This window comes from Streptomyces sp. NBC_01012, assembly GCF_045162755.1.
In the GTDB taxonomy this organism is placed as follows: Bacteria; Actinomycetota; Actinomycetes; order Streptomycetales; family Streptomycetaceae; genus Streptomyces.
Genome location: NZ_CP108689.1, coordinates 105,216 through 116,755, shown reverse-complemented (window position 1 = coordinate 116,755; position 11,540 = coordinate 105,216). Strand labels below are relative to the sequence as shown.

Sequence of the window (11,540 nt, the reverse complement as noted above, 5' to 3'; positions counted from 1 at the left end):
TGACCCCAGGTCGTTCGACTGATGTACGTCAGCGGTACCACCTGGGTGATGGTCCTGACATGACCCAGATGACACCGGCACAGCCCGACGCGACCGGCCCCGAGACGCAACCGCCGTTCCTGTCCCTGCACACCACCGTCGTTCTGCTCACCGCGTTTGTACTCGGACTGGTCGTTGGCGGTCTCACGGTACTGACCGGCATTCATGTAGCGGGAGCGGCGTTGGCCGGCCTGAGCACGACCGGCTCCGCGGTACCGGTGCTGCGCCCGCTCATCGGCCGGCCCCACGAGCGGTCCGTCCGGTAGCCCTTACAAGCCGTCAGGGAACGGGTCGCGCACGTGGTCGTGACGTGAGTGCGAGAAGTAGCCCCCCTCATTCGCCCGGGTCGGCAACCGGCGGCTGACGACCGAGGGCGGGTCCGGACTCCCCGCTGATGTCGCCCGGTGTGCTTGTGCGGTTGTTGTCCGCGGACAACAACCGCACCGGGGCACACGTGGCTGCTGCGCGATGAGGTGACCTCTGACCCGGCTTGTCCGTGGGGTGGTCTGAAACTGGTGAGGGGTCGAGCCCTCACGCAGGATCTCCCGTCTCCTCGGGGACTGGCAGGTGGGGAGGCGCGAAATGTCTCAGTTTCCCAGGACGGTCTTCGGCGGTTGATTCGCCGCTCCGTCGTGTGAGAGATCTCGTCCTGGCCCGGAGTGAGTAACGGATGAGCCGGGTTCCGATTCGACGATGGGGAACAGACATGAGCACGCTCAAGGGCATGCGGGTCAAGGTGGGGACCGTCTCGGGTGTCGTCCTGATGGCAGGGCTGGGGCTCGGTGCGACGAGCAGGTCGACGACCGGACCGGTGTAGGCGTGGGCGGTGGACTCGCTGATCCCGAATCCGGCGGCGATCTTCGCGAGGGTGGTGTGCTCTCGCAGGTACACCAGTGCCACCATCGCGTGCTGGGAGGGACGGAGCTTGCGGAGCCGGTCGCCCTCGCGGGCGACGATCAGCATCGTGACCCACTCCACGAGTGCATGCGGTAGATCAAGTGCGGCAGGATGGAGGACCAACGATGCCTCCGAGCAATGTGATTGAGACGTCAGACATCTCGATCAACAGCCCAGGGGCCTCGCTCGTTTCGCCTCACGGTCTCATCACCCGATCGGTGGCCAACTCGAAGAGGTTCAGTGTGCTTGGCCTTATCGAGCAGTTGCAGTTGTGACGTCGCTTGTTGGTCTTGGGAGGCACCAGGTCTCTTGCCAGGGCTGTCGGTGGCCAGTTGGGTCTCCCCCCTCGACGAACAGGGTTCCCCTCATCGGGATGGGCTCCGATGTCCACGGTTCTTGTGGTGGCGCCGTCGGCCAAGAGGCCGGCTTGGGTTTGGGCGCTCTGCCATGCGGCGGACGGTCGCTCGGACGTTCTTCAGCGGCCGCCGCACGGGTCGCCGTCCGCAGGCACCGGCTTGGTGTCGGCCACCAGACAGGAGGAGTACACCCGCGGCGGCGTGGGCCGCGGCTCCGGTTCCGACGTGGCGCCCACGGCAATGGCCGCCCCGGCAGCGACGAAGGTCAGCCCTGCCATCACGGCGAGCCAGGTACCGCGGCTCACTGATCACCACGGAAGCGGTGATGGAGATCGTCACGGCAATTGTCCTCGGTGCCGACCTGGACTTGTGAAAAGACCAGCACTCCGTCTCCCTTGCCTTCCTGCTTGGCCTTGGCCAGCTGCGCCTCGATGTCCGCGATGCGTTCGGCGCACCCGATACTGACGGACTTCTCGGGCTGCGGAGCTGGTGCCGAGGAGGCGTTCAGTTTGGCGGTGGCGGCGAGGCAAGCCGCGCACAGCACCGCCCACGCGGCAACCCACGCGTGGGGGCTCATCCGTATCGGCTTGGGCATCCAGGCATCCTACGAGCGCCTCGGCGGGCTGTCGCCGAATCACGGTTTCCTTGTCGACGAGACCGCCGACGGAGCCAGCTGGCATCGCCGAGGAGGGTGACGGTGTCCGACCGATCGCGTGTCAGAGGAAATCCTGAGCCGCGGCAGACGGCCGTAGGGCCGAGCCGGCATGGTGGCCTGCCACGGCACTGCCGTCATTTCTCTTCGACATTTACGAGCCAGCTGATCGACAACTGACTCCGGGACCGGTCGACGATCGCTGTTCCTTGAGATGCACGAAGCCAGTGTGCCGGATGACGTCTACGAGCAGCTGCACCTTGGACCTCGGGGCCCGTTCTCCCCCTGGCGAGAACAGACGGGCCCACACGCGGATCATCGCGGCATCGGATGTGCCCGTCCAGTCACCGCATGCTGCCCGCTCGTGCCTTGCGCCAGCGGCTCCCCGTCACGTACTCAGGGAAGTTGACGATCTCACACCCAAGAGTAGGGGTTCCCGTGCACGATCACGAGAAGGCTGGCTCCCACACCGGGGTGGGCCACAGCCGTACCCCTGCCAGTCGGTCCGCATCCGCCCCGCCCGCGCAGCATGGCCTGCTCGGCCTACAGGCCGCTGTGGGCAACGCCGCGGTTGTCCAGATGCTCCGCGAAGCCGACCACCCCTGGGCCCGGGAACAGCACGCGCACGGCGCCGGCTGCGGCCACCAGGAGAACCACCAGGAGATCGCCACCTCGCCCGCACCGGTGCAGCGCTCCGCCGTCCACGACGTGCTCCGCAGCGCCGGAAAGCCCCTCGGCGACCCAGTGCGCCAGGAAATGGAGGCGCGGCTCGGCGCGGACTTCTCCGACGTGCGCGTCCACGACGACAACGCCGCCCGTGCCTCGGCCAGCGAGGTCGGTGCCCGCGCCTACACGTCGGGCCGCCATGTCGTCGTCGGCGCCGACGGTGGGGACAAGCACACCCTCGCCCATGAACTGACCCATGTCATCCAGCAGCGTCAGGGCCCTGTGGCCGGTACGGACATGGGCAACGGACTCCGGGTCTCCGACGCTTCCGACAGGTTCGAACGCGCCGCGGAGGTCAACGCGCAGCGCGTCATGCAGGCACCGCTCGGTGTGCAACGCGCCGTGGAGCCACGGACTGCCCCCGCCGCCAGTGCCGCCCACGAGGGTCGCGGCGGCCCGGTCGCCGTGCAAACTGCGCCCGGAAAGCCGCCGCCCGTACCGCCCAAGCCCGACAAGCTGAGGCTCGGCGGGGCCGACCAGACCAACTCGGCCGGGCAGACGTCGGCCGACGCGGATCCCGCGCAGGCGAACTCCGACACCCCCGCGCACGGGTACACGCTCGCCGAACCGGCCAGTCTGGTCTTCTTCCGAGCCGATGGGCGCTCTCCTGAGGTCATCCAGCAGGCAAACGGCATGAGGTCCCGCAACAACGCGTCCGTCGCAACCGAACTCGCCATGTTCCTTGACGACCCGATCGCCTACGCCCGGGCCCATGTCAGCAGCCCCAAGCCGACCTTGGTCTCCACGGCGCTGGACGAGGACTGCGGTGGGTACGCCAGCAATGACCGGCACCTCTACCGGATCCAGGTCAACGGCTGGTACCAATTCGCCGCGCCGCCCGCGCGGAGCAAGATCCTGACCAAGCCGACGGTCTACGCCAACAGCACGTCCCTGGATTCCGCGACCGCGGTTGTCATCGGTCCCGTTGGCCCCACCCGGGAAATGGATTTCATCGGGGAAATTCCCCTGGCGGCCATCACTGGCTGCCGCCGACCGGGAGAGAGCGGCTTCAGCGCGCTCTGACGCCCGCGACGAGGGGCGGTGCCTGCCCGAGGGCGGGCCCGTCACCGGCCCGCCACGAGACCGGGGACCATCCCCGCACGCGCGGGAGCACGCTGTCGTTCAAAGGGCGCCAGCTTGGTTGCCGGGACCATCCCCGCACGCGCGGGGAGCACAAGCAGCCGGTACAGGATCGGGGCGTTGCGTCGGGGCCATCCCCGCACGCGCGGGGAGCACGGACCCGGACAACAAGCCTGCCCCACGGGTCAGGGGCCATCCCCGCACGCGCGGGGAGCACGACACCAACACCATCACCCTCGACCTGACGAAGGGACCATCCCCGCACGCGCGGGGAGCACACGTCCTGAGCCCAGCTCGCGGGCGCGAGGGACTCCTCGGCATAGGCATGCTGTACCAGGGGGCTGATGTCGTGCGGCAGCCGTACGGGATGCCGCCGTCCGCCCTCGAGATGCGGGAGCAGCGCTGCGGCGGACCGCAGCAGCGCGTACGCCCCGTACACGGCGACCGAACCACGAACCGGCTCCGGCACGTCGGCTGTCCAGTCGACGACACCGCTGACCAGGCAGCGGGCCGTACGGAGCCGTTCGGGCCGCTCCGCCTGGTCCTCACCTCCCCGGAGGTGCCGGTGCAGGCGGCCCATGCGCTGGAGCAGGAGGTCGGCCGGACACAGGTCCGTGACCAGGAGGTCGAAGTCGACGTCGAGTGACTGCTCGGCGACCTGACTGGCGACCACGATGTGCCGGGCCGGCCGGTCATCCGCCTTCTCCGGAGGCCCGAACCGTTTGAGCAGCGAGGTGTCCTTGGCCGCGCGGTCGACGTCGACGAAGCACGAGTGCGCGACGGTCACGTCGGAGTCCCCGAACCGCTCCCGCAGCGCCCGTGCCGTCTCCACCACCCGTCGTACGGTGTTCCGTACGACGAGAACGCAGCCGCCGCCCTCGAGTTGGTCCTCCAGGCGGTCGGCGAGAAGCGACAGATCGTCGTCGATGCGTTCCAGCACGACGTCCACCCCGCGGCCCGAGGCCGATGGACGGCGCAGGACCGGTGTCCCGCCAGGCGCGACGGCCGTCAGCAGTGGGTACTCCCCCGCTTGAGCCACACCATCGAAGTCGCGGGTATCGGCCTTCTTCCTGCCCGCGTACGCCTCGACCAGTTCGCGGCGCCGGGTTGCCGGGAGAGTCGCGGAGAGCACCACCACCGGGACGCGGTATGCGCCCAGCCAGGAGAGCACCCGGTCGAGATAGGCGCTCATGTAGGTGTCGTAGGCGTGTGCCTCGTCGATGACGATCACTTTGCCCGCGACCGCGAGATGGCGTAGAGCCAGGTGGCGGCTCTTCAGTCCGGCGAACAGCAACTGGTCGACCGTGCCCGCGACGAACGACGACAGCATGGCTTTCTTCCGGCCGCGCAACCATGCGTGCGCGACCAACTCGGCTGGGGCCGTACGCGTACGGCTGGAGGACCGCAACTCCTGTGAGCCATCTGCGGTGTCGAGGTCGACTGCCTTGACCTGGCCCCGTTCCATGAGGTCGGTGAAGTCCTCGTTCAGCGCGGACTTGGAGTGGGCCAGCAAGACCGAATGGCGTGCACCGTCGTCCGGTGCGGGAAGACGCTGGAGCCAGTCCAGGAGCCGGGGGAACATGGCGTTGCCCGTGGCCATCGTCGGCAACGCGAAGAACACGCCGCCGGCGCCGGACCGTGCCGCGAAGACCTCTGCGGCGGCGAGCGCGGCCTCGGTCTTCCCCTCCCCCATCGGCGCCTCGATCACCAGGAGCCCCGGGGCGTCCATGGTTCGGGCCAGTTCCACGGCCGCCTCCTGGACCGGGCGGACCTTTGCGCCCGGAGGCAGCGCGAAGCGGGAGGCGAACAGTTCCTGGACATCTGCCGGTGGCTCCGCGGCACGCCAGGCTGCCGGCAGGTTCAGACCTCGCCAGGCGGCTTCGATCCGTTCCTCGTTGCTACGGGACGCGTCCTGGGGGAAGTAGGGGAACAGATCGGGGTTGCTGGCGATCCAGTCCGAGACGATGACCAGTGCTGTGAGAACGACCTGTACGGGCTGCGGCAACTTCGCCGATCGCCATGCGCTGAGCCTGTCGAGCACACCGAACTCCGCCGCGCACGCGTCCAACAGCTCCTGCTGTACGCGTTGCCACAACTCCTTGCTCCTGCCCGGGGTGCGCAGCAGCTGAGGGTGCCTGTCCAGAGCGGTGATCTGACCATGTTCGGGAGGTACTCCGTGGTGTCCGCCCACCGCAACGGTGAACTGACCCGTCTGCGAGACGGCCCAGTCGTGGGCGTCCTCCAGCCACTCCCCCAGCAGGACCTGCCCGGCCAGCCCGTGCGGAGCCACCTTCCGGTCCGCGCCCATCGCCCGCTGGGAGCGCATCTCCAGCCCATCGGCTCGCATCGCCTGCGCGAGCGGCTCCACCTGACAGGCGAACGCCGGTGTGGCTTTGCCGATGTCGTGCACGCCGGCCAGCCACACAACGAGACGACGGGCGTCGTCTGCGGCACCCGGCAGTTCGGCAGAGATCAGGTTCCGTATCGACTGCGGCAACCACTCGTCCCACAACAGCCCTGCCACTGCGGCGCTGTCCTCCATGTGCCGCCACAGCGGCAGCCAGCCATCGGAGTCCCGATCATGCTTGGCCCACACCTTGAGCACGGGACCGCGCAGCCTTGCCCGCAGACCGGAGCGGGAGCCGCCTTCGACTGTCATGCCAGATGGATATCTGCAAAGTGTCCGGCCTCGCAGGTGAATGAAGAAAATGTGGAAAATGTGTTGATGATGTGAGTGAACTACTCCGGGGTGGGGCTGGGTGCGAGTAGGGTTGGTCAGTTGCCTGTCGCTGGCGAACTTTTAGATCTTGCCTGAAAAGGGATATATGTCGGTTTCTCTGAAAGTGCTCAGAACTGGGTCAACCCGGCGATAAAACTGCAGGTCACGGAGTCTGCTCCCCGCGCCCGCGGGGATGGTCCCCGAATCCGCCGGATGAAGTAGCCAGCGAAGGGCTGCTCCCCGCGCCCGCGGGGATGGTCCCCGCCGCAACGGCGGGTGGCGCACGCTCACGTTCTGCTCCCCGCGCCCGCGGGGATGGTCCCTACACAGTCTGCTTCGGTGGTGGCTGGAACGCCTGCTCCCCGCGCCCGCGGGGATGGTCCCACCACGGGCCCCGACGCCTCGGCGAGCACCATCTGCTCCCCGAGCCCGCGAGGATGGTCCCGTGGTGGGCGATCTCCCCGAACAGGGCAGGGTCTGCTCCCCGCGCCCGCGGGGATGGTCCCTCTTCGCCACCAGTGTCCTCCAGCTCCGCTGTCTGCTCCCCGCGCCCGCGGGGATGGTCCCGGCCTTATGGAAGCCGCCGCCCAGGGCGCCGCCTGCTCCCCGCGCCCGCGGGGATGGTCCCCCGTCCGGGCCCGACTGGATCAGCTGATCCCCCTGCTCCCCGCGCCCGCGGGGATGGTCCTCGCGCTCACGCTCGACCTCCCGGGGTACGGAACTGCTCCCCGCGCCCGCGGGGATGGTCCCACGGCGGCCGACACCGATTCCTTGCTCCAGCACTGCTCCCCGCGCCCGCGGGGATGGTCCCAAGGGGCTGAGCTACGCGAACGGCGGGATCCGCCGCTCCCCGCGCCCGCCGGGATAGTCCCCCCAGGGACGAGATCGCCGCGCCCCGCGCCTTTCTTCTGTTGTCCGCGGACAACAACCAGCCCGTCCGCTGCCCGTCGCGTGAGAGGGCGCGCTCGCCGTGGGGTGTGTTGTCCGCGGACAACACAGGACGTGAAGCGGCCAGCATCGGGCAAGTCTGCCTCGGCAGGTGGGCACGATGCGCTGGTGGGCGCCAGGGCAGCCGGTGTCTTCGGGGAGACCGTGATCGGCCGCAGTGTCTGGTTCTCAGGCGCGGTCGTGGAGGGTGATTTGGTAGCCGTCGGGGTCGGCGAAGGTGAACGTTCCGGCCGAAGGGTCCGTCGATCGGTGCGGAGACGATGCGGTGACCGTCGGCGACGAGAGCATCGTGGATGGCCTGGACGTCGGTGGCATGGAGCCAGATCGCCGCACTGATGCCGGGCTGGGCAACGGATGCGAGGTCGGTGCCTGGAATGACGTCGCGGAGTGCGAACGCGATCGGCTTCGCATCGCGCTCTGATTGGAGTGCGGCCGAACTTGAACCGGGTGGATCGGGTTCTCGTTCCGGACATACAGAGGGGACGTGGTGCTTGTGCCGCGTGGTCGGCCGGCTCGGTCGGTAGCCGCTGAAGACAGAAGTGCGCCCGAGGGCCAGCAGGCCCCCGGGCGCACGAATCCGTGATTTCGCACGTCACACGTAAGCGTGGAGCTCCTCGATGAGCTGAGTGAGCTGCTCGGGAGGAAGTCCGGACGCGAGGGTCCGCGCCTGTTCCTTGATGGATGGGCCGAGCTGGCGCACCAGGAGCAGGCTGCGTTCCTCTGTGGATTCGGCCGTCTCGTGCAGAGCCGCTGAGGCATCGCGCTTGTTGTCCGCGGACAACAATGGAGCGGGTACGGGGACAGCCGGGGCCGACGCTTCCGGCTCGACGACCGTCTTGTTGTCCGCGGACAACAAACCCTCCGTGTTGTCCGCGGACAACACAGGCTCTTCGGCGGGAGTGGAGTTCGTACGAGACCGGGCCGCGGTTGGAGCCGGCTGAACGGCATCGGTCGTGCCCGGTGTGTTGTCCGCGGACAACACGGAACCCGGAACAGGGGAGTGGCCCACCGGTTCCGAGCTGCCGGTAACCGGTGCGGAAGGCTGTGCAGCAGCGGCCTGCTTGGCCTGGCGGAGGAGAAGCTTCTCCTCCTCGCGCGCGCGGACCTCCTGCTCCCGAGTCCCCTTGAGATGAGCCAGCAGCTGCGCCCCGTCGAGTCCGGGCTCTTCCTTCAGCCGCCGAGCCAGCAGACGGCCGTCACGTTCGGGTAGAGAACCGGAGCTGAGCATCGCCTGCAGCTCGGAGGGGAGTTCCAGAAGGGCGAGCTGGTTCGTGATCCACGAACGGTCACGCCCGAGTCGCTTGGCGGCCCGCGTACGCGCACCCTTCTCCGACTCCTCGCTGCACACCCGTACCAGCTCGAGGACACCGCGCGCACGCTCGACGACATCGAAGTCCTCCCGCTCCAGGTTCTCCTTGAGCAGGTGATCGACGAACTCCTCGCGGGAGGCTGCCAGGTCATCCCGTACGACGAAGTCCAAAGACTCCAGGGCTACGTGGACCGCGCTGCGGAACCTCCGCTCGCCATTGACCAGGACGTAGGCGGAGTCACCGATCTGCGCCTCGTGTTCAGGCCAGAGCCGCAAGTACGCGGGACGGGACACGGCGACGCACGCCGCGAGCTGTGCGATGCGCAGCTCCTCACCGAAGCGGGTGAGGTCTTCCTCCGAACCGAAGTTGCGGCGAGGGTTGAGCGGTGTCGGTGCGACATCCTCCAGAGGGAGGCGCCGCAACTCGTACGCCGGAACGTCGCCCTGCACTATGGCCTTCGCCCGGCCACGGGCGCTGCGGCCGCGCGGCACGCCTCCGAAGGACGCGCCCGTGCCAAGCCGATCGGCAACGCTCATGACATGACCTTCCGAGCAATGGCACGCATGACCTCGGACTGCTCGCACTCCGGGGCGTAGGACAGCAAGGGCTGCTTGAGGCGCACCGACTCGCGCTGTTCCTTGAGCTCGGGCATGACACCGACGACCGGCGGATCGCCGATCTCCTTCCAGCTGTGGAGTGACGACGTGGCGATGTAACCCTTGCGGCTGTCGTACATGTTGACGATGAATCCGAGCATCGAGATCTCGACCTCCATGTCCGCGCTCAGGTCCTGGATCTGGTCGTAGAGCATGTCGTAGGCGTCGGCGGACGAGTCCTCCGCGAGCACCGGGATGAAGATGCCGGAAAGGCCGGAAGCCTCGCCTTCGCGTGTGCGGCAGTAGTACAGGGCGGTGTCCATGGTGTACCCGAGGCTGGGCGGGCAGTCGACCACGATGTAGTCGAATTCCTTCTCCAGCGGCTCCAGAGCCTTCTCGAGAGCCGTCTCCTTGATACGGACGAAGCGGCTCGTAGCGAGCTTGGCGTCGAGCAGGAACGCGTCCTTGCACGCCGGCAGCATGAACAGCCGGCCGCTGAAGGCACCGTCCTCTATCGGGACGAGGAGTTCACGAAGCTCTCCCCTTGCCTCGCCCAGCATGTGCTTGGCCAGGCTGGGGGCTTCGATGTCGAACAGGTCGTACCCGAGCTGTTTGGTGAGGTGGCCCTGAGGGTCGAAGTCGATGAGCAGCACACGGTTGCCTGCCTCGGCCAGCGCCTGTGCGACACCGGAGGATGTCGCCGTCTTGCCGACTCCACCCTTCTGGTTACCGAAGATGAACCGACGGGCCCAGCTGGGCCGCGTTGCGGGGCTACGGGGAGAGAGATGAGTGTCGAGCCACAGCCGGATTGCTTGCGCGATGCCCTGGTTGAAGGGGAGGCCACGTTGCTTGCAGTCGTCCTTGAACTCCCCGTACAGCCCGGCGGGGAGATAGGTGGAGAACGAACTTCCTCCCGTGGTGTCCACGGGGGAGCGCTCGGCGTCATCAGCACGCCATGCCTGGACGCCTTCGGTCACGGCGTCCTTGATGTCGACGCCGAACTCGGCTGCTCTGACCTTGAGTTCCTGCCTCAAGGCCGCCGGCAACTTGGCGACTACCTTTTCCCTGTCATCGGGGGAGTATGGGACGGTCATGCGGTTACCTTACTCACCTCGTTATGGTCTGTGACGCAGGCGGGGGTGAGAATTCGCGGCATGTCACCCGGATGGGGGAGGGATGCTTGAGGTGAGCCGTTCGAGACGATGGGTGGATTGGGTGATATAGGGGCAATGTCGGATTCGGTGAAAGTGCATCAGAAGTGGGCTACCCGCTGGTAGAACAGCAGGTCAGTGAGTCTGCTCCCCGCGCCCGCGGGGATGGTCCCACGGACGCGATCTTGTTCCAGGTGGGGACAATCTGCTCCCCGCGCCCGCGGGGATGGTCCCTGCGGTGCCCGGCGAGAGGACAAGGACCGGTGCTGCTCCCCGCGCCCGCGGGGATGGTCCCCCCGGGCCGCCCAGCGCCCCGGGGTCCTTCACCTGCTCCCCGCGCCCGCGGGGATGGTCCCGGGGCGAGGTTTCGTCATGGCCCGGAGGCTATCTGCTCCCCGCGCCCGCGGGGATGGTCCCAGGGCCATGATCAACCTCCTCGACCCCGAAGAGCTGCTCCCCGCGCCCGCGGGGATGGTCCCGCCATCGCGACCAGCCTCACGATGGGCATCCTCGGGGCGTACTCTGCTCCCCGCGCCCGCGGGGATGGTCCCCGGGCGTAGGCGACGTGAATCCGCTGACCGTTCTGCTCCCCGCGCCCGCGGGGATGGTCCCTTCGCCCGGCGGATCCGCCGGGCGGCCGAGCCCTGCTCCCCGCGCCCGCGGGGATGGTCCCTCGCCGTCCTCGGGCCGGGCGGTGTCCTCTGGCTGCTCCCCGCGCCCGCGGGGATGGTCCCATCGAGTAGCACCGCCAGTGGGAAGACCGAAAGCTGCTCCCCGCGCCCGCGGGGATGGTCCCGCGGAGAGGATGGATCCTGTGCGCTGGGTGGTCTGCTCCCCGCGCCCGCGGGGATGGTCCCGTGCGTGCGGGCGTGCAGGCGTGCGGATAGTGGCTGCTCCCCGCGCCTGCGGGGATGGTCCCTGGGCAATGCCCTTGGCAGTGCCGTGGTTGGTCTGCTTCCCGCGCCCGCGGGGATGGTCCCGGGGCGAGGTTTCGTCATGGCCCGGAGGCTATCTGCTCCCCGCGCCCGCGGGGATGGTCCCAGGGCCATGATCAACCTCCTCGACC

Annotated in this window: 7 protein-coding genes, 2 pseudogenes and 2 CRISPR repeat arrays (1 of these 11 only partly in view); of the genes and pseudogenes, 2 read left to right on the top strand and 7 right to left on the bottom strand. The window is 68.3% G+C overall.

All coding sequences use genetic code 11. The features are described 5' to 3' along the window. Positions 1-59: 59 nt before the first annotated feature. Positions 60-305: a hypothetical protein gene (locus tag OG623_RS35100; RefSeq protein WP_331725965.1), complete on the top strand. Its 246-nt coding sequence runs from the start codon at positions 60-62 to the stop codon at positions 303-305. 472 nt (positions 306-777) lie between these two features. Here the strand turns inward: OG623_RS35100 and OG623_RS35095 are convergent. The 3 genes and pseudogenes from OG623_RS35095 to OG623_RS35085 all read right to left on the bottom strand — a co-directional run. Further along, positions 778-1,059: pseudogene (locus tag OG623_RS35095) on the bottom strand (transposase family protein); the annotation flags it as partial. Positions 1,060-1,411: 352 nt separating this feature from the next. Further along, complete coding sequence (locus OG623_RS35090; protein WP_406152178.1) at positions 1,412-1,597, bottom strand: hypothetical protein; 186 nt, start codon at positions 1,595-1,597, stop codon at positions 1,412-1,414. Then, positions 1,594-1,887: a hypothetical protein gene (locus OG623_RS35085; protein ID WP_331725963.1), complete on the bottom strand. Its 294-nt coding sequence runs from the start codon at positions 1,885-1,887 to the stop codon at positions 1,594-1,596. The genes OG623_RS35090 and OG623_RS35085 overlap by 4 nt, the downstream gene beginning before the upstream one ends. Positions 1,888-2,523: 636 nt before the next feature. On the opposite strand from OG623_RS35085, the gene OG623_RS35080 reads away from it, so the two are divergent. After that, entirely contained in the window at positions 2,524-3,693 is a 1,170-nt protein-coding gene (locus OG623_RS35080) for a DUF4157 domain-containing protein (protein WP_406152177.1), read from the top strand. On the opposite strand, the gene cas3 is transcribed toward OG623_RS35080, so the two are convergent. From cas3 to OG623_RS35060, 4 genes and pseudogenes are all read right to left on the bottom strand, one after another. Beyond that, positions 3,680-6,409 (bottom strand): CRISPR-associated helicase Cas3', encoded by a 2,730-nt coding sequence (gene cas3, locus OG623_RS35075; protein WP_406152175.1) that lies wholly within the window; start codon positions 6,407-6,409, stop codon positions 3,680-3,682. The two genes, OG623_RS35080 and cas3, sit on opposite strands and share 14 nt — an antisense overlap. A gap of 232 nt (positions 6,410-6,641) precedes the next feature. Beyond that, a CRISPR array of direct repeats spans positions 6,642-7,341; the repeat unit is 29 nt; unit sequence CTGCTCCCCGCGCCCGCGGGGATGGTCCC. A 244-nt stretch (positions 7,342-7,585) separates the two neighbouring features. Continuing rightward, positions 7,586-7,829: pseudogene (locus OG623_RS35070) on the bottom strand (VOC family protein); the annotation flags it as partial. A 180-nt stretch (positions 7,830-8,009) separates the two neighbouring features. After that, a complete protein-coding gene (locus OG623_RS35065; protein WP_331725961.1) occupies positions 8,010-9,263 on the bottom strand; it encodes a plasmid partitioning protein in 1,254 nt (417 codons plus the stop codon). Beyond that, positions 9,260-10,417, bottom strand: a complete 1,158-nt coding sequence (locus OG623_RS35060; protein ID WP_331725959.1) for a ParA family protein — start codon at positions 10,415-10,417, stop codon at positions 9,260-9,262. Before OG623_RS35060 ends, OG623_RS35065 begins: the two co-directional genes overlap by 4 nt. Positions 10,418-10,618: 201 nt before the next feature. Further along, positions 10,619-11,540: direct repeats of the CRISPR family, unit length 29 nt; unit sequence CTGCTCCCCGCGCCCGCGGGGATGGTCCC; it runs 477 nt beyond the window's last position.

Coding starts and splice junctions, on each gene's coding strand:
- OG623_RS35085 (WP_331725963.1), bottom strand. CDS start 1,887: ATGCCCAAGCCGATACGGATGAGCCCCCACGCGTGGGTTGCCGCGTGG.
- OG623_RS35080 (WP_406152177.1), top strand. CDS start 2,524: ATGCTCCGCGAAGCCGACCACCCCTGGGCCCGGGAACAGCACGCGCAC.
- OG623_RS35065 (WP_331725961.1), bottom strand. CDS start 9,263: ATGAGCGTTGCCGATCGGCTTGGCACGGGCGCGTCCTTCGGAGGCGTG.
- OG623_RS35100 (WP_331725965.1), top strand. CDS start 60: ATGACCCAGATGACACCGGCACAGCCCGACGCGACCGGCCCCGAGACG.
- OG623_RS35060 (WP_331725959.1), bottom strand. CDS start 10,417: ATGACCGTCCCATACTCCCCCGATGACAGGGAAAAGGTAGTCGCCAAG.
- cas3 (WP_406152175.1), bottom strand. CDS start 6,409: ATGACAGTCGAAGGCGGCTCCCGCTCCGGTCTGCGGGCAAGGCTGCGC.